This is a genomic window from Leptospiraceae bacterium (assembly GCA_025059995.1).
Taxonomy (GTDB): domain Bacteria; phylum Spirochaetota; class Leptospiria; order Leptospirales; family Leptonemataceae; genus SKYB61.
On the sequence record JANXCF010000005.1, the window covers coordinates 69836 to 88051 of the forward strand.

Genomic DNA, 18216 nt, shown 5'->3' on the forward strand with positions numbered 1-18216 from the left:
AACGCAACCGTAGTTGCGTTTCTATAAAGCTTTGAGTTCTTGGATTAGTTTCGAAATTGCCTCTTTTGCATCACCGAAATACATCAAACAGTTAGGATACCCATAGAGTTCATTGTCAATACCAGCATAACCAGGTCTCAGGCTTCGTTTGATAACAACAGCTGTTTTTGCTTTGTCAACATTTAATATGGGCATACCGTAAATGGGACTATTGGGATTACTTCGAGCGGCGGGGTTTGTCACGTCATTTGCACCAATCACCAAAGCCACATCACAATTAGAAAACTCATCATTGATTTGATCCATTTCGTAAAGTCGATCATACGGAACTGCTGCTTCTGCAAGTAAAACGTTCATGTGTCCTGGCATTCTTCCGGCAACTGGATGGATGGCAAAACGAACATTCACATTACGTTTTTCTAATTCATCCATGAGTTCTTTTACTACATGTTGGGCTTGGGCAACTGCCATCCCATAACCTGGAACGATGATCACGTTGTTTGCTCCATCAAGCATCATGGCGAGTTCTTCAGAACCGACCTCTTTGACAACGATGTCTTTTTTCTCAGCAACAGGAGATCCTGCTGTTGTGGAACCAAATCCTCCTAACATCACATTAATTAAAGATCGATTCATTCCTTTACACATAATGTCAGTGAGGATGATACCTGAAGCTCCTACCAAAGATCCTGTGATAATGAGAACTGCATTATTCAAAACAAAACCTGTCATCGCAGCAGCTATACCTGAGTAGGAGTTCAAAAGAGAAATCACAACGGGCATGTCAGCACCACCAATGGGGATCACAATCAAAACCCCCAAAATCAAAGACAAGATGGCAATGGTAATTAAAACAACATTCACCTCCCAACCTATAGATTGAAAAACACTTGTTATTTCAGTAGTGTCTGTAGCAAATAAAATCCCAAGAATGATTGCAATCAAGAGCAAAGCAAAATTGATGGGATGTTGTAGAGGATATACCACAGCTTTTTCTGTGATGATACCTTGAAGTTTTCCGAAAGCCACAATAGAACCAGTAAGAGTTACCCCACCGATCAGTATAGACAAGAAAATCGTAATACCCACATACAGTTCAGAAGGAACTTCTTTGTAGAAGTCTGCCATAGCAACGAGCAAAGAGGCACCACCACCAAAGCCATTAAGTAAAGCTACCATTTGAGGCATTGCCGTCATTTGAACCTTTAGCGCCATGATACTTCCCACAATGGAACCAATAATCAATCCCACGATGATTAATTCATAAGATACGACATTTTGATCTAAAAGGGTTGCAATAATGGCAATGAGCATTCCTAATGCGGAGGTGAAGTTTCCTCTTCGGGCTGTTTTGACTTTACTCAGTTGTTTGATACCAAAAATAAATAAAGCAGCCGCAATTAAATAAATAATGATCAAAATCTCTTGGCTCATATCGTCTCCTTGAGGTTATTCTTTCTTCTTAAACATCCTTGTCATTCGGTCTGTTACTAAGTATCCTCCAACCACGTTGATGGTGGCTAAGAAAATAGCAATGAAACCCAACAAAGCAGAAATGCTGGTTTCAAATCCAAAAATTAGGACGTTTGCATCCAACTCAGAACCAGCACTCACAATAGAACCCACTAAGGTAATACCCGAAATGGCGTTGGAACCCGACATCAAAGGAGTATGAAGAGTAGGGGGAACTTTCGAAATTAACTCAAAACCTAAAAAAACCGCCAAAACAAAAACAGTAAACAATAAAACCAATTCATGAAATGACATACAAACCTCCTAAGTTTTAGCTGAAGTGATAAGTTCTTTTACTTTGGGATGAAGGATTTCCCCATTATAAGTGATTAAGCAGCCTTTGACGATTTCATCTTCTAAGTTTGTTAGGAATTTACCTTCTTTGTTGGTTAAGTATTCTATGAATGCTTGGATGTTTTTTGAGTAGAGTTGACTTGCATCAAAAGCCACATCAGAAACCACATTTGTAAAACCAATGATTTTGACTCCATATTTTTCGACTATTTTATCAGGTTCTGTGAGTTCGCAGTTTCCACCCGTTGATGCTGCTAAGTCAACGATTACCGAACCAGGTTGCATGACTTTTACCATATCTTCGGGGATCAACAAGGGAGCTCGTTTGCCAGGTACTTGAGCTGTGGTGATGACAATGTCCGCATTGGAAAGATGCTTCTTTAGGATTTCTTGTTGTTTTTGAAGAAATTCTTTTGAAACTTCTTTTGCGTAACCCCCTTCTTCTTCTACTACTTCTGGCGGTTCGATGTACTTGGCACCTAAACTTTGGACCTGTTCTTTAACTTCTTTTCGAACATCAGAAACTTCAACGACAGCACCCAAGCGCTTCGCAGTGGCAATTGCTTGTAGCCCTGCAACTCCAGCTCCCAAAACCACCACTTTTGCAGGAGAAACAGTTCCAGCTGCGGTCATCATCAAAGGAAAAACTTTTCTTGAATGATTGGCAGCGATAATTACCGCACGATACCCAGCTAAGTTTGTTTGGGAACTCAGTACGTCCATTCTTTGAGCTTTTGTGATTCTTGGGATGGCATCCATTGCTAAGACATTGACTTTTTTTTCCAGAGCTATGCGAACGAGATCTAGGTTAATCAAAGGAAAGAAAAAGCCCACGTAGTAAGAATTTTCTTTCATCATGTGGAGTTCTTGTTTGTTAGTTAATGGATGAACTGAAGGAACATTGACTTTGACTAAAATATCAGCTTCATTATAGATTTTTTCAATGTTATCATGAATGATGGCACCTGCTTCTTCGTATTGCTTGTTGGAAAATCCTGCCTCAACTCCAGCATCTTTTTGAACGTAAATAGTATAACCCATTTTTTTGAATTTAGCAACTGTTTCAGGAATTAAGGAAATTCGCTTTTCGCCTGTATGGATCTCTTTTGGAACACTAATGATCAAGGGACACCTTCCTGAATGAAAATTTAATAGTAAAAAATCTAAAGGATGAGCGAAAGACAAGAAAAAAACAAGTTTCTTCTCTTATTGGTAGTGGGACTTTGGTTTCATCAAAAGTAGTATCAAGAAAAGACTGAGAATTACAATAATAGAACTTGATGTTGGTAAATGTAAGGTTTTGTCTAAAAATGTAATTTCCCATTCCCATAAAGAAACAACAAAACCCAAAATCGTAGATGATACAGATATGAGGGTAGAGGAAAGAAAAGTAAAGAAAAAGTTTCTTGAGATCAACAAACTAATGGTGGGAGGTATCACCAAATGGGCAATAGTATAAAAAGAACCCATAAAGTGAATGGATAACGTCAAAATCCCAGATAGAATCAAGAAATAAATTCCTTCATAAAAAGAAACACGTATTCCTGAGATTTTCGAAAAAAGAGGATCAAAGCTAATTGCTAAAATTTTTTTATAAAAAATTACAAATAAAAAAAGAATGACAATCAAAGGGATTAAAATATGACTCCATTCTTTTTCGGAAATCAGAAGAATATTTCCAAAGTAAGCGGCAATGATGTGATTTTGCACATTTCCACTAAGAGAAGTAAGGATTTGTCCGAGGGCACCATAGAAAACAAAACCAGCAGCTAAAATCGCTTCTTTGAGGTTGAAACGCTCATACGCAACAAAAACGGGAAGAAAAAAGAGAATCCCCAAAATCAAAGTAAGTAACTCACTATGGATGTCTAAAAGTAAAACAAAAATCACACTTAACGTAATGGCTTGGGCTAACGTTATGCCTAAAAAAACGCTTTTTCGAAGGATTACGAAAACTCCCATCCAGCTTACAAAAACTCCCAAAACTCCACCCAAGAGAATTTGAGGCAGATAAAATAAAATCTTGTCGATCATACTTCCATCAAGACTTTGTTTTTAATCAAAAGCTTCCGAGAAAAGAACTTCAAGAAATCTTCGTTCATAATATGAGAAGTCATAAGGATGGAAACTTGGTATTCTTTGTGAATGGTATCAAGCAAAGAGAAAAACTGTTTTTGATTATCCACATCTACCGCAGCCAAGGGTTCATCAAAGACAATGAGTTCTGGTTTTCGAAGAAGAGCTCTGGAAATGAAGGTTCGTTGTAGCTCTCCTCCTGAGCATTCCCGTAAAAGAAGATGTTTTTTTTCGAAAAGATTGGTTTTCTTTAGAACCTCATTGATTTCTTTTTGTCTTTCATGTTTTCTCTTGTTTGGAAATAGCTTAGTGTCGTAGTATAGTTCTAATGTCTCTTCAATGGTTAATAAAAACTCTTTGGGTATTTCTAAGGCTTGAGGAACATACGAACAAGATGAATAAAAAAAAGAAATCGATCCTTGCAGAGGTCTTTGAATACCTAAAATCGTTTTGATAAGAGTGGTCTTTCCTACACCATTAGAACCAAGTAAAAGAATCTTATCACCACGATGGATTTGAAGAGAAAGGTTTTGAATTAAGATATTTTTTTTATAGCCAATCTCAGCATTTTCAATTTTGACCAGAAGATTTTCAGAGAAACTCATATATTTTTAGAGATGGTTTCCAAGATTGTCTCCATCAATTTTTCATAGGTTGGGATTTTATCTGTGATGTTCGTGGGCACTACTACGTATTTGACTCCAGTTCTTTCGGAAACAAACTGAGCATATTTGGGATTGTTGTAAGGCGCAATTAAAATCAATTGAACTTTTTGAGCTTTAACAATATCCACAACTTTTAATAAGTAGCTCGCTGAAGGAGGAACTCCGGGTTTTTCTTCTAAAGATGTTACTTCCACAAATCCAAAACGATTAAGAAAGTAGATGAATTCTCTATGATGAACAGCTACCCTTACACCTTTGAGGTTTTGGTATTGTTTGATTTTTTCTATTGTGAAGTTTTTGATCCTTTGGGAAAAATTCAGATACTGTTCTTCGTAGTAGTTGGCATTGGCGTTGTCGATTTTTTGTAGGTGATCTTTGATATTTCGGGCTATGATCACTGCATTGAGAGGATCGAGCCAGTAATGAGGGTTTCCATAAATGTGAATATCTCCCATCGAACGATCAACAGGGGTTGTAGGTTTTTCTAAGACTTGAATGCCCACACTCACATCGCAGTTTCCCGGCATTCCTGTGTAGATTTTGGGATTTCTTGACTGTTCAATCAACTTTGGAAGCCAACCTACTTCCAAATCCATTCCAATATACACAAGCAAATCAGCTTGATTGAGTTTAAGAATGTAATCAGGTCTTGCATCGGCGAAGTGGGGATCCACGTCACTCGGGATTAACGATTCTACTTGAACTTTGTTTCCTCCCACTTGTTCTGCAATGTGCTTTAAAACACTCAATGTCGTAACAATCTTGATTTTGGCGAAAATACTTATGGGTAAAAATAACAAAACTACAAATAACCATCGTTTCATTTTTGGACTCCTTTAGTATTTATGAGCAGGATGCATCCCTATGATAAACACAGCTTGGAAGTAATACTGCCGTGTTTTTTGTCCGTTTCCAAAATCTCCCGTGTTGGTAGCTTGGATACGAAAATACGAAAATTCTGAAGGCTTATACGTCAAAACAAGACTATTTTCTTCGGTTCCGTTTTTTTTATATTCTCTTGTTCGTTTGTAGGGATTGACTTGTTCTAAAGAAGGGATGAAGTAATAATCATAACGATAGCCAATGAACCAACCATCTAAAAATTGGTATTCAAGAAAATGATACACTCCAAAGTTTCGGCTTTTTATATCGATCTTTTCAGGAGGGTTGAAATCAAAAGTATCACCAAAGAAGTCAGTTGGTTCTTTTAAGGTAAAGTCTTCTTTTACAAAATATCGCCATCGTTCTTTTTGTCGTATTAAGTTTTCTCGATACCAGAATTCAGATTGAAGAAAAAAGGTTTTGTATCTTCCCTTTTTGTATTTCAAATAAAAATCAAAACCCACTTGTTGATTCCATTCATTGGGAAGTTCTGTAGGATGCCATCGCAAGAAGGAAAAACCAAACTCCGTTCCCCAGTAATTTGATAAAGGAAAGAAGTGTTTAAGATGCAATGTGTATAAAGGATTTTGTTTGAGCTCTCCTTCTGAGTGGGCATGACCAAAGACTCTTCCATTGTAAACACCTAAGCTTAATTCCTGCCAAAAGCTCCAAGGGAAGAGATAACTTAATTCCAATCCTGTATCTAAAATACCTTCGTAATCAAGGAGTTCTTTGTGAACCACCGGTGGCGTAGTAAAGGGCCAATCATGCTGATGGATGCCATTGAGCCTTCCTACATCAGGAAACATTCTTCCCAAACGTATGTTCACTCTCGGAATGATGGTTGCGGGAAACAAAAAAAAGGCTTCGTGAACCTCAGGAAAAAGTTTTCCCTCTTCGTAATGAGCGGCAAACGTCAAGGTTCCAAAAGCAAGTTGATCGATGGCACTATAAAAACCAAACTCTCCTGTTCGAATGATGTATTTTCGGTCTGTGGTGCGAACTTTGTTGTTGTCCCATTCATATACACTATCGATTGCTGCCATCAAATCCAAGGTCCAACTTCGATTGAATACTTGGAATTGAAATTGGGTGGGGCTTCCTGTGAAGGTTTCTTTTTGGGTTTCTTTTTGAGGGGAAGTTTTTTTGATTTCTTCTTCGAAAAGTTTTTCAATCTCTTGACCATGAAGGCTAAAGACAAAAACTAAAAAAGCCAATACTTGTTTGTGTTTCATTTTTTTATTCCAAAAAAACCCATTAGCAATTGCTAATGGGCACGGGGTGTTGGGTAAAGATACTTAGTCATGTGGCCAAACAAAATTGGGTTTTGAATACATTTTTTGAATAGTGATTTCTGCATTTTTGATTTCGAATCCTCTTGCTTGTCCACCACAGGTTCCAAACTCTTCTTCATCGAAAAGCTTGGCTGGTTGATTCGACCTGGGAGTTCCACAATCACCATTTCCTGCGATAAGGTGTGGCTTACAATTTTCATAGTGTATTTCTAAACAAACTCTGTATTCTTTGTTTAATTCAGTAGGTTTTAGTTGTGGAGTTAGATCTTTTTGTTTGTTTGAGGCTCTGTTGAAAGCTTTTCCTTGATTCAGTGCTAGCTCGAAGCCAATTCGTCTGTTAGAATCATTTGGATCCGAAGAACCATAAAAAATGATCTTTGAGTCATCTCCAAGAAGTTTATAAGTTATGCTTGCATTTGCTAAAGGATCATCAGGAGCTGTGATCCTTCCTGTTCCTCTAATGACATTTCCATCACAAATTAACTGACCTGAGAGTGTTAATGCCACATCGTTGTTTTGATGATCTTTTGTATTAGCAGCGGTACAATATTGAGGATTCAAAGCTTGAAGAAGCAAAAACCCCACAATGGTATCTTGGTTGTCATCTTTTTTTTGATTGAAGATGGTGCAATTACTGATAGCAAACGTTATCGCAACTATCAAGCTTACTATACTTATTTTTTTTATTCTCATGATTTTTCTCCAATTTTGATGTGATTTTTAATCCCAGAAATCACATTTCTTTTTTGGTTTTTTTTCGTCAACCTAAAAGTGTGATTTTTATTTAATTTTTTCACACTGAAGAATAAGAGTGATCGTTTTTTAAAAGAACAAAAGATTTACTTGACTACTAATACATCCTTATTTTAATGGATAGAAAATAAAATTTTTATAGAATCAAGTTTTATGGTAGAAGCATTTGTCAAGATTTCTGAAGAACTATTACGAAATTATCCTGGGATTGAAATCTATGACTTAAAGGTTTCAAAATTAAGGAACGACTATTACATTCAGATTGAGTTAGACAATCTTCATCATCCTCTTGGGGCAGTTTCGATAGATGTTTGTGAGTCTTTTAGTAAGAAATTCATTGAAGTTTTGGATGAAAAAATCATCCACGCAAATGGAGATCAAGCAAATCACGACGAACTTCTTCCTTATGATTTACAGATTGATAATTATACGCTTGAGGTTTCTTCTGCGGGAGCTGAACGAGAGCTAAAACTACCCAGAGACTTGGAAAGATTCAAGCAATATCCAATGAAGGTTTATCACAAGTCAGACTCAACCGAAAATTCAATGTACCAAGAAAAAATTTTAAAATATGTCTCGCAAGATGAAGAAAATTTTGTTTTTTCGTTGTATATACCAAAAAAAGAAAGAAAATTGAAGAAAAAAAAAGCTAATTTAGAAAATTACATCATACCAAAAAAAGATATCATAAAGATAAATTTGTATTTAGATGTTTAAATTTAATTGTTTGAGGGGTTTATGGTAGCAAAAGATGTGGGTTTGGCAAACACAAGGTCTACTCGAAACAAACCAACTGAACCTAATTTTTCGAAATTTTACGAAGATTTGAAAAATATTGCCTTAGCAAAAAATCTAACTTTAGAGCAAACCATCGAAATTCTCAAAGGTTCTTTTTTATCGATTTTACACAAGAAATATGGCTCTAATGCCAACATTGATATCATCATGGATCCCGAAAAAGGAATATTCGATATCTATATTCACTATACAGTAGTCGAAAAAGTCAAAAGCCCAGACTATGAAAAATCCTTAGAAGAAGCAAGAGCGATTGATCCTCAAGCTAAGATTGGTTCAACTATCACTATCCAAGAGAGTTTTGAAAGCTTCACCCGATACAATGCAAATGAAATCCAAACGACTTTCCACCAAAGATTAAAAGATTTAGAAAATGAGTATATTTATTCTGAATTTATAACCAAAAAAGGAGAGATTGTAAGCGCACAAGTGTTGTCCTTTGTGGGGAATAAAGATGTGCCAGTGATGATTGGGAAAGCTTCAGGGGTCATTCCTAAAAGTGAACAAATGCCGAAAGATCGTTATGCACCGGGAAAAATTATCAAGGCGGTAGTCAAAGAAGTGATGTATCGAAAAGATGGGAAAGGACGGGTAAATGAACCTTATATAATCTTATCAAGAGGGTCAGCAGATTTCGTAAAGGCACTTTTTAAGCAAGAAATCCCAGAAATTCAAGCAGGGATTGTTGAAATTTTGGGGATTGTTCGAGAAGCAGGTTTTCGAACTAAAATGATAGTTTATAGTAAAAGAAGTGATGTTGATCCCGTTGGCGCTTGTCTGGGTATTCGAGGAAGTAGAATTCAGAATATCCAAAGGGAAATTTATAATGAAAAAATTGATATCATTCCTTATAGCGAAAACCCAGCAAACATGATTGCGAATGCGTTGAGTCCTGCAAAAGTTTCAGAAACTTATTTGGACACAGATCAAAATGAAGCGTTAGTGATAGTTCCTGATTATGAATATAGCAATGCCATAGGGGTGGGAGGTAAAAACGTTCGGTTAGCTTCTCAGCTCCTGGGATATAAAATCAACATAAAGACTCAGCGTGAATATAGAGAAGAAATGAGTGATCCTGAAAAAAAAGCAAAATTAGAAGCATTGTTCAGCTTTCCAAAAGAAGATAAGAAAAAATCAGAGGAAGAACAAGAAGCTGAACTAACTCCATTAACTGAACTTCCCGGTTTGACAAAACGAGTTATTGAACTTTTGAAAAGTGCTGGAATAGAAAGCGTAGAAAAATTAGTTGAAGTCGTTTTGGATCAGGATTTACAACCAAAACCAGAAGTGTTGCAAAAAATACCAGGTATCAACAAAACAACCGCCGAATACATCATCAAAATCTTATTAGAAAATGTAGAAATCCAACAAGAAAGTGAATAGTTATTATGGCAGAATCATCAGGAAAAAAGATCAAAGTAGTAGTAAAGGGAAAAACAAAAGATAAAGGAAAAGATTTACCATCTGATATTACAGATGTTTTTCGTGAAGGAGTTTCTAGCAAACAAAAAAATGAAAAGACAATTGAAACATCAAACACAATTCAAAAAGAAATCTCTTTGGAAAAGAAAAATGAGCAAAAGAAAGTAATATTAAAAAGCGTAAAAAAACCTCCAGAACTACCTTCTAAGAATACAACAACACATGAAGCAGAACTAGAAGCAGGAAAAGAACAAAAACCTCAAGAACCCAACAAAAAAGAAGAAAAAGAACGAAAACCAGCCCCTGAACCCATAGAACAAATAGAGCAAAAAGAAGAAACACAAAGAGATGAAACTCCTACCATTCTACAAGATGTAAAAGTAAAAAAAGAAGAAGAACTATCTGAGCTACAGAACAAGAAGCCGTTAAAAAAAATTTACCATCACAAAGTGCAAGAAGAAGTCAGTGAAGAGAAAGTCGAAGTTCGTTCGAAGAAACAACAAAAAGAGCAGGAAAGTGAAAGGATCTTCAACAAAAAAAATGAACAAAGATGGAATCAAAAAGATCAACAAAAAAAGAAAGATGAAAGTAAAGATTTTGAAAAACATCATAGTAGTTCAATTCCTAAAGAAATTACAATCACCGAAAGTATTCAAGTCTCTGAACTTGCTAAGAAATTAAACGTAAAACCTAGTGAAATCATAGCTAGGCTCATGAAGTTAGGGGAGATGGTAACAATCAATCAAGTCTTGGATGCAGATACAGCAGCCATAGTTGCATCGGAATTTGGCACCGAAGTAAAAGTAGTATCTCTTTTTGAAGAAACCATTATCAAAGAAGATGAAGATCGTCCTGAAGATAGGGTACCAAGACCTCCAGTAGTAACCATCATGGGACATGTGGATCATGGGAAGACAAAACTACTGGATGTGATAAGAAAATCCAACGTGGCAGAAAAAGAAGCAGGAGCCATCACCCAACACATAGGAGCGTATCAAGTCACGACCCCAAAAGGGAAAATTACGTTTTTGGATACTCCAGGGCACGAAGCCTTCACAGCCATGAGGGCGAGGGGAGCTTCAATTACAGATATAGTTGTATTAGTGGTTGCAGCTGATGATGGAGTCAAAGAACAAACAATCGAAGCGATACATCACGCTCAGGCGGCAAACGTTCCTATCATCGTAGCCATAAACAAAATTGACCTACCCACAGCTAATCCAGAAAAGGTTCGAAAAGAGTTAGTTCAGTATGGACTTCAACCCGAAGAATGGGGGGGAGATACCATCTTTTGTGAAATTTCTGCAAAAAACAATATTGGTATAGATAACCTTTTGGATATGATTCTTCTTCAAGCCGAGATGATGGAACTTAAAGCCAATCCCAAAGTCAGACCCGTAGGTAGAGTGATTGAGTCAAAAAAGGATCCCGGGAAAGGTCCAGTTGCTACAATTTTGATTCAAAAAGGAACTCTAAAAGAAGGTGATCCTTTCGTGGTGGGTATATATGCAGGAAAGGTGCGCGCAATGTTTGATGATTATGGAAGAAGACTCCAAGTTGCTGAGCCTTCCACTCCTATTGAAATTATTGGTATTGAAGATGTACCAGAACCAGGTGATCCTTTCCATGTCGTAGAATCAGAAAAAGAAGCAAGAGAAATTGCCGCCAAACGAAAATACTATAAACAAATCACGCAAGCAAAATCAAAACAACCCACATGGAAAGACTTAGATGCATGGACCAAAGAACATAAAGAATTAAAAGTGATTATTAAAGCGGATGTTCATGGTTCAGTAGAAGCAATACGAGATGGTCTCATGAAGCTTTCCACAGAGGATGTGAAAGTAAATGTAATTTATGGAGCTGCAGGTCCTATAACGGAGTCCGACGTGAATCTGGCATTAGCATCTAACGCTTTAATTGTATCCTTCCAAGTGAGAGCAACGCCAAAAGCTCAAGAAATCGCAGAACAGAACAATGTCGAAATCAGATATTATAGTATCATTTACAATCTTTTAGAAGATATTGAAAAGGCGATGAAGGGTCTCCTTGAACCCAAAGTCGAAGAAGTAGTTTCAGGAGAGGCTGAAGTTCGTCAAGTATTCCGAATAGCAAAAGTAGGAAACGTGGCAGGTTGTATGGTGCGGAAAGGAAAAATCTCTCGGAATGAAAGAATACGCATTATACGAGATGGAATTGTGGTATATGATGGGGAGGTTTTACAAATCAAACGATTCAAAGAAGACGTATCAGAAGTTGCAGAAGGTTTCGAATGTGGAATTTCCATCAAAGGCTATAATGATATCAAAGAAGGGGATGTGATTGAATTTTATAAAGTCGTTGAAGTAGTTAAAAACTAATTTCAAAATGGATCCCGTTCGTAAAAGGAAGATTGAATCTCTCATACAAAGAGAGGTTAGTGAATACATTTATCAAAAGATTAAAAAGAAAGATGATCGAATAGCCTTTGTCTCTGTAACAAGAGTTGAACTAACAGAAGATTTTGGTTTTGCAAGAATATTTTTTTCATTATTCTCTCCTAATGAAAAAGAAAATCAAACTACTTGGAATATCATCAATCGATACCGAAAGCAGATGCAATCAGAAATATCCAAACAAATCCGACTGAGAAGAACTCCAAAGTTTGAGTTTTTTATCGATACATCCATCAAAGAAGGAGATCGCATATTGGAATTGATAGAAAAAAAATCCTCCTCAGAACAAAAAGATAATCCTGATGCATGATATATGCAGAAAAAAGAGAAAGTGTCATTTTTGCTTATAAACCTGCTGGCATAACCTCTGCTGGCTTTATCAATCTTTTCAAAAAAAAACTCAAAGAGTTGTATCAAGCGAAATTAAAAGTAGGACACACAGGCACACTAGACAAATTCGCAGAAGGATTATTAATCCTTTTGATTGGGCAAGCAACGAGTTTTAGTGAATACTTTCTCAAAAAAGACAAAACCTACATCGTTGAATTTTTGATAGGAAAGCAAACGGATACCCTTGATCCTGAAGGGAAGATTCTGGAAGAATGGAATCTTGAAAGAATAAAGGATTTCTTGCAATCTCATCGAGAAAAAATCGTTAATGCTGTATTGGGCTTGACAAAACTCAAAGAACAGATACCACCTGATTATTCTGCCATCAAGATTCAGGGAATACGATCGTCGGATTGGGTTCGCAAGGGAGTAAAAGTGGATTTACCTCCACGAAAAATTGAGATTTACAAAAGCGAAATTTTGGAATTCCATCCGGATGGAATAATAAAAGTAGAACTCCACGTTTCTTCTGGGAGCTACGTTCGAGCAATAGCACGGGATCTGGGAAGTCAAATTCAAGTTCCTATAATGGTTCGAAGTTTGATACGAACTAAAATAGGTAATTGGTCAATATATGATTCAATTTTAACGAAAGATATGTCGAAAATCCAGTTTTTTTCTTTGTTGGAGGTACTTCGAGATTGGGATCAGATTGTGGTTCCTATAGAATTAGAAAAAAGGATTTTACATGGAAAAAAAATTCGCTTGGATTTAAGTCAAGTAAAACAAGAAAATTTTTTATTATTAAATGAAAAAAAAGAAATCTTGGCTTGGGGTAAGAAAATCCACTCAAAAGAATATATCTATAAAAAGGTGTTTACAAGATAATCGAGAGGAAAAAAATAACAAATTGATTTAAAAATACTAGTGTTTTAAGAAGGATGGTATGATAACCCACGAACAAAAGCAAGAAATCATTCAAAAATTTTCAAGGCACGACAAAGATACGGGATCGCCTGAGGTTCAAATTGCCCTTTTAACAGCAAGAATCAAAGACTTAACGGAAAATCATTTTAATGTTCATAAAAAAGATCATCATTCAAAAAGAGGATTGCTAAAATTAGTAAGCCAAAGAAAACGTCTATTAAGCTATCTACATCGAACTGATCCTGCAAAATACCGAGAAATCATAAAAGAATTGAATTTAAGAAGGTAAGAAGGTATCGATGAATATTGACGAAAAATATGATGTAGTTTCAAGCGAAGAATACTCAGATGAAATTCCAGATAGTGGTGAGAATATTCCTAAAATTTCTAATTCAAATTTGTTTTTAGAAAAAAAATTCGTCACTTTATCTCAGCCTTGGGAAGATCAAGAAATCACAATTGAAACAGGAAATTGGGCAAAGCAAGCACACGGAGCCGTAGTATATCGTTGTGGAAAATTGGTGTTGTTGGCAACCGTTTGTGCTGAAAAAGAACCTCAAGAAGGACAGGACTTTTTCCCATTAACTGTGGAATATAGAGAGAAGTCTTATGCAGTAGGAAAGTTTCCAGGTGGATTTGTCAAAAGAGAAAGTAAGCCATTGGATCACGAGATATTAATTTCTCGATTGATCGATCGACCTATTCGTCCTTTATTTCCCGAAGGTTATTTTTGCGAGGTTCAGTTGCTTGTAACTGTGCTTTCGGCAGACCCTGAACGTTCATTAGAAGGACATGCCATAACTGCGGCATCAGCGGCGATTCAAGTTTCGGACATTCCTTTTCATGCACCGGTGGCGGGTGTAGTAGTAGGATATAAAGACGGAAAGTTTTACTGTGATCCAAAGCGAGAAATTCTCATAGAAGGTGAAATGGAGTTGGTCGTGGCAGGAACTGAAAGTGCTGTAACGATGATAGAAGGAGAGGCAAAAGAAGTTCCCGAAGACATACTCCTAAAAGCCATTGAATTTGCTCATGAAAAAATCAAAGAAAAAATCCAAATCCAAAAACGCCTAGTTCAAGAACTCCAACCAAAAAAAAGAGAAATCTCATTGAAATTACCCGATGCAAATCTCAAAAAGCTTGTGTATGATTATGCCTACGAGCAAGTTTACCAAGCAAACAAGACAAAAGATAAAAAAGAGCGAGCAAGAAAAATTGAAGAAATCAATAAACAAACCTTAGATTATATACTCCGTTCGAATTATGTGACTCAAAACCAACTCCAAGCTGACTCGGTTCTAAAAGAAGCAAAAAATTTTCTTCACGAGCTCGAATATGACGTAGTTCGAAGAACCATCTTTGAAGAAGGAATTCGAGCTGACGGTAGAAAAGTAGATGAAATCCGAGAAATTCAAATTGAAATAGATGTTTTACCTTCAACGCATGGTTCAGCGGTTTTTACCCGTGGACAAACCCAATCTCTGGGGGTAGTCACATTAGGTGCAGGTGATGACTTTCAATTGGTAGAAACTGTGTATGGTGAAGAAATCAAAAAGTTCATGTTGCATTATAACTTTCCGCCCTTTTCTACGGGTGAGGTAAAACGCTTAGGTCCACCTGCAAGAAGAGAGATTGGGCATGGACACTTAGCGGAAAGAGCCCTCAAAGCAGTAATACCAAATCAAGAAGAATTTCCTTACATCATTAGGGTTGTATCGGAAATTTTGGAGTCTAATGGTTCTTCATCAATGGCGAGTGTTTGCTCAGGCTCATTGGCACTGATGTGCGCAGGAGTTCCCATCAAACGTCATGTAGCTGGAATAGCTATGGGACTCATCAAAGACGATGAAACAGGAAAATATCTAATTCTTTCTGACATTGCAGGAATAGAAGATCATTTCGGAGACATGGACTTTAAAATTGCAGGGACGAGAAGGGGGGTAACTGCACTTCAGTTAGACATCAAAACTGAGGGTCTATCTTTGCAGATCTTAAAAGATGCTATTGAACAAGCAACCCGAGGAAAAAACTATATTTTAGACAAAATGGAAGAAGTGATCTCAAAACCTCGAGAGCAATTGGCACCAACAGCTCCATCCATTTTGTCTGTGCAAATTGACGTTGAAAAAATCGGTGAGTTGATCGGACCTGGCGGTAGAATCATAAAAAGCATTATCGAAAGAACAGGTGCGGATGTGTGGGTAGAACAAGATGGGAAAGTCATGATATCAGCATCGAATCAAGAATCTGCCCTAAAAGCAAAACAAATCATTGAAAACATGTTCAAAAAGATAGAGGTAGGTCAAATATTCAAGGGAGTTGTAAAACGTATCACTGATTTTGGAGCTTTTATCGAAATCATGCCCGGAAAAGAAGGTTTATTACACATTTCCAAAATGTCGCCACACCGCATAAGTTCAGTTCGAGAAGTAATGGATGTAGGGGATGAGGTTTCAGTCGCTGTTCTTGATATAGACAACACTGGAAGAATAAGTCTCATCATTAAAGACCTGCACGAAAAGAAAGAAGACAAAGGTCCCAAATCAACAACACCCAACAGACCCCCAAGAGTAGATAAAAGATATCGCTATTGATGAAAATAAAAGTATTTTGTGAAAAGGGAGCTCGACTCCCCGAGAAAGCAACTTCTGCAGCAGCTGCTTATGATGTTCGTGCGTTTTTGCCGTTCGACCAAGAAATCATCTTGGAACCAGGAGATTGGTTTTCTGTTCCCACGGGCTTGTATTTTGAGATTCCACAAGGTTATTTTCTATCTGTGCGACCTCGCTCAGGTTTGGCAAATCAATATGGTGTGACACTTTTGAACTCTCCTGGAACTATTGACTCTGATTATCGAGGAGAACTGAAAATTATTATGATAAACTTGGGAAAACAAACCTTTCGTATTCGCAATCATGAACGTATTGCCCAAATCATTGTTGAAAAAGAGATTCCCTTTAAATGGGAGGTAGTTTCTCGTAAATCCGATTTATCTCCTTCTATTAGAGGAGAGGGTGGTTTTGGAAGCACAGGCTTAGCATGATTTTACTTTAACATCTTTATAAATTTTTTCAAAGAAATTCTTGCACCAGCGGCATGTGGATGTCCACCACCTCCTAAGAACGTAGCTACCTCTTGAGCATTTACTTTTGAACCCTCGACGCTTCGAAAACTAAGCTTTACTTCTTCCCCAGTGATATAATAAACACACCCTAAACCATCGTATTTTTTGGCGAGTTCGTTACCTAATTCTGATAAATAAGTATTAGAATTCACTGCAGGGATGCGAAATCTTTTTCTTAAAAAACCTCCAAACTCAAGCCAAATAGGTTCAATTTTTTTCAGGGTTTGATCTATGCTGGAGTCAATATATTCTTTAATACCTAAACCTTTTTCATATAGAGATGAAATCGGTTCTTCTATTAGATTTAAGAGTTCCTGTGGTTTATCTAAAACCTTCGAAAAAAGATAATAACAGACAATATCCGTCTCTGGATACTCTTTCTTCCAGAGATCTCGATCTTCGATGATTTTTATTAACTTTGGCACATCACCGAATAAATAATCCCAACTTAAATAAGCCGCAGAATGTTGTAAGTTGAATATACTTTCAAAATTGGAGTATGCTTTTTCTAAAGCTTCAATCTCATCTTTGGCTGTAATATGATGATCGATGTGAATGACTCGATTTCCGTTAAGAAGGAGTTTTTCAAAATCAGATCTTTTCAATGAAAAATCTACTACATAAATGGTATCATTTTTTGTAGATAGAATTTCTTCAATCTCATCTTGAGAATATCCATGACTGATCGGAAATACACGAACATTTTCGAATTTTTTTACGACAGCTGATGCTGAAGCCGTCCCATCCAGACAATGCTTATGAAACAAAACCCACATAACAATAATATATATAAAATTATCGACAAATTTGAAACATCACATCAATTTTCTTTGAATTAGTTTGAAGTCTGATATGAAACCGATTAAGTTTGTTTAGTTAAAAGAAATTTTTTATCGGAGAGAGGTTAAAAATTTTTGTAAGAAGTAAAATTTTATATACAAAAAACTAGAAGTTATATTACTAAAATTGAGCTACAAAAAACTCAAAATACAATCAAAAAAACATATCCATAATCAACATCAATCTCATCTTCCTTTTCTTACTCGAACTTAACGAAAGCGATAAGGACGCTTAAGAAGGTAAGACCCGTGGCTATAATCCATTGTAGGAACTGGAGTTTTTTTTCTACGGCTCTGAAGCGTTCATGCATGGCTTCGAAACGAGCGTTCATGGCTTCGAAGCGAGCATTCATTTCTTTTTGTTGAGTTTCAAATCGAAGGTTCATTTCTTTGTAGAGGATTTCGAAACGTTCATTCATGGCTTCGAAACGGGCATTCATTTCTTTTTGTTGAGTTTCGAAGCGAGCGTTCATTTCTTTTTGTTGAGTTTCAAATCGAAGGTTAATTTCTTTATAGAGGATTTCGAAACGTTCATTCATGGCTTCGAAACGGTCGTTCATTTCTTTTCGTAGAGCTTCAATGCGGGCATTGATTGTGTTGATTTCTTTGATTAAAGCTTCAAACCTTTTGTCTTCGAGTTTTCTTAGGGCTTTGAGTTCTTTTTCTACTCTGAGGAGTCTTTTTAGGATTGAGATTTTTTTTACTTGTTTTTCGTGTTTAGAGATGAGTTCATCAAATTTTTCTTTTAGGAGTTCGTCTAAGATGGAAGAGACAAGGGACTTTAGTTCACTTTGGTTCATGATTGACATAATAAAGTTAAAAGTTAATCAAAAACTTGTAAAGTATTTTTTGAAGTAGTGTTTGTAA

18 protein-coding genes are annotated in these 18216 nt (G+C 36.6%); 8 read left to right on the forward strand and 10 right to left on the reverse strand.

Features of this window, described 5'->3' with window-relative positions; translation table 11 throughout:
- Positions 1 to 21: 21 nt before the first annotated feature.
- The 8 genes from NZ853_08070 to NZ853_08105 form a co-directional block, all read right to left on the reverse strand.
- Entirely contained in the window at positions 22 to 1434 is a 1413-nt protein-coding gene (locus NZ853_08070) for an NAD(P)(+) transhydrogenase (Re/Si-specific) subunit beta (GenBank protein MCS7205639.1), read from the reverse strand.
- A 15-nt stretch (positions 1435 to 1449) separates the two neighbouring features.
- Positions 1450 to 1767 carry an NAD(P) transhydrogenase subunit alpha gene (locus NZ853_08075; GenBank protein MCS7205640.1) on the reverse strand — a complete coding sequence of 106 codons (318 nt, stop codon included), beginning with the start codon at positions 1765 to 1767 and terminating at the stop codon, positions 1450 to 1452.
- Positions 1768 to 1776: 9 nt separating this feature from the next.
- Positions 1777 to 2991, reverse strand: a complete 1215-nt coding sequence (locus tag NZ853_08080) for a Re/Si-specific NAD(P)(+) transhydrogenase subunit alpha (GenBank protein MCS7205641.1) — start codon at positions 2989 to 2991, stop codon at positions 1777 to 1779.
- A 21-nt stretch (positions 2992 to 3012) separates the two neighbouring features.
- Entirely contained in the window at positions 3013 to 3840 is an 828-nt protein-coding gene (locus tag NZ853_08085; GenBank protein MCS7205642.1) for a metal ABC transporter permease, read from the reverse strand.
- The gene (locus NZ853_08090) at positions 3837 to 4487 is read right to left on the reverse strand and encodes an ATP-binding cassette domain-containing protein (GenBank protein MCS7205643.1); all 651 of its coding nucleotides are present in this window, start codon (positions 4485 to 4487) and stop codon (positions 3837 to 3839) included. The genes NZ853_08085 and NZ853_08090 overlap by 4 nt, the downstream gene beginning before the upstream one ends.
- Complete coding sequence (locus NZ853_08095; protein MCS7205644.1) at positions 4484 to 5371, reverse strand: metal ABC transporter substrate-binding protein; 888 nt, start codon at positions 5369 to 5371, stop codon at positions 4484 to 4486. The genes NZ853_08090 and NZ853_08095 overlap by 4 nt, the downstream gene beginning before the upstream one ends.
- A 12-nt stretch (positions 5372 to 5383) precedes the next feature.
- Positions 5384 to 6664 (reverse strand): hypothetical protein, encoded by a 1281-nt coding sequence (locus NZ853_08100; GenBank protein MCS7205645.1) that lies wholly within the window; start codon positions 6662 to 6664, stop codon positions 5384 to 5386.
- Between the two features lie 63 nt (positions 6665 to 6727).
- A complete protein-coding gene (locus NZ853_08105) occupies positions 6728 to 7417 on the reverse strand; it encodes a hypothetical protein (protein ID MCS7205646.1) in 690 nt (229 codons plus the stop codon).
- Between the two features lie 213 nt (positions 7418 to 7630).
- Here NZ853_08105 and NZ853_08110 point away from each other — a divergent pair, with 213 nt between their 5' ends.
- Genes NZ853_08110 through dut form a run of 8 tightly spaced genes read left to right on the forward strand, consistent with a single transcriptional unit; the run spans position 7631 to position 16429 of the window.
- Positions 7631 to 8194: a hypothetical protein gene (locus tag NZ853_08110; protein ID MCS7205647.1), complete on the forward strand. Its 564-nt coding sequence runs from the start codon at positions 7631 to 7633 to the stop codon at positions 8192 to 8194.
- 21 nt (positions 8195 to 8215) lie between these two features.
- Positions 8216 to 9655, forward strand: a complete 1440-nt coding sequence (gene nusA / locus NZ853_08115) for a transcription termination factor NusA (protein ID MCS7205648.1) — start codon at positions 8216 to 8218, stop codon at positions 9653 to 9655.
- Positions 9656 to 9660: 5 nt separating this feature from the next.
- On the forward strand, positions 9661 to 12054 hold the full coding sequence (gene infB / locus NZ853_08120) for a translation initiation factor IF-2 (protein MCS7205649.1): 2394 nt from the start codon (positions 9661 to 9663) through the stop codon (positions 12052 to 12054).
- 7 nt (positions 12055 to 12061) lie between these two features.
- Entirely contained in the window at positions 12062 to 12439 is a 378-nt protein-coding gene (gene rbfA, locus NZ853_08125; protein MCS7205650.1) for a 30S ribosome-binding factor RbfA, read from the forward strand.
- Complete coding sequence (gene truB / locus NZ853_08130; GenBank protein MCS7205651.1) at positions 12436 to 13347, forward strand: tRNA pseudouridine(55) synthase TruB; 912 nt, start codon at positions 12436 to 12438, stop codon at positions 13345 to 13347. Before rbfA ends, truB begins: the two co-directional genes overlap by 4 nt.
- Before the next feature lie 58 nt (positions 13348 to 13405).
- Positions 13406 to 13675: a 30S ribosomal protein S15 gene (gene rpsO / locus NZ853_08135; protein ID MCS7205652.1), complete on the forward strand. Its 270-nt coding sequence runs from the start codon at positions 13406 to 13408 to the stop codon at positions 13673 to 13675.
- Positions 13676 to 13685: 10 nt separating this feature from the next.
- On the forward strand, positions 13686 to 15980 hold the full coding sequence (gene pnp / locus NZ853_08140; GenBank protein ID MCS7205653.1) for a polyribonucleotide nucleotidyltransferase: 2295 nt from the start codon (positions 13686 to 13688) through the stop codon (positions 15978 to 15980).
- A complete protein-coding gene (dut, locus tag NZ853_08145) occupies positions 15980 to 16429 on the forward strand; it encodes a dUTP diphosphatase (GenBank protein ID MCS7205654.1) in 450 nt (149 codons plus the stop codon). Before pnp ends, dut begins: the two co-directional genes overlap by 1 nt.
- A 2-nt stretch (positions 16430 to 16431) precedes the next feature.
- On the opposite strand, the gene NZ853_08150 is transcribed toward dut, so the two are convergent.
- On the reverse strand, positions 16432 to 17286 hold the full coding sequence (locus NZ853_08150) for a DHHA1 domain-containing protein (protein MCS7205655.1): 855 nt from the start codon (positions 17284 to 17286) through the stop codon (positions 16432 to 16434).
- 263 nt (positions 17287 to 17549) lie between these two features.
- Positions 17550 to 18149: a hypothetical protein gene (locus NZ853_08155; GenBank protein MCS7205656.1), complete on the reverse strand. Its 600-nt coding sequence runs from the start codon at positions 18147 to 18149 to the stop codon at positions 17550 to 17552.
- Positions 18150 to 18216 lie beyond the last annotated feature (67 nt).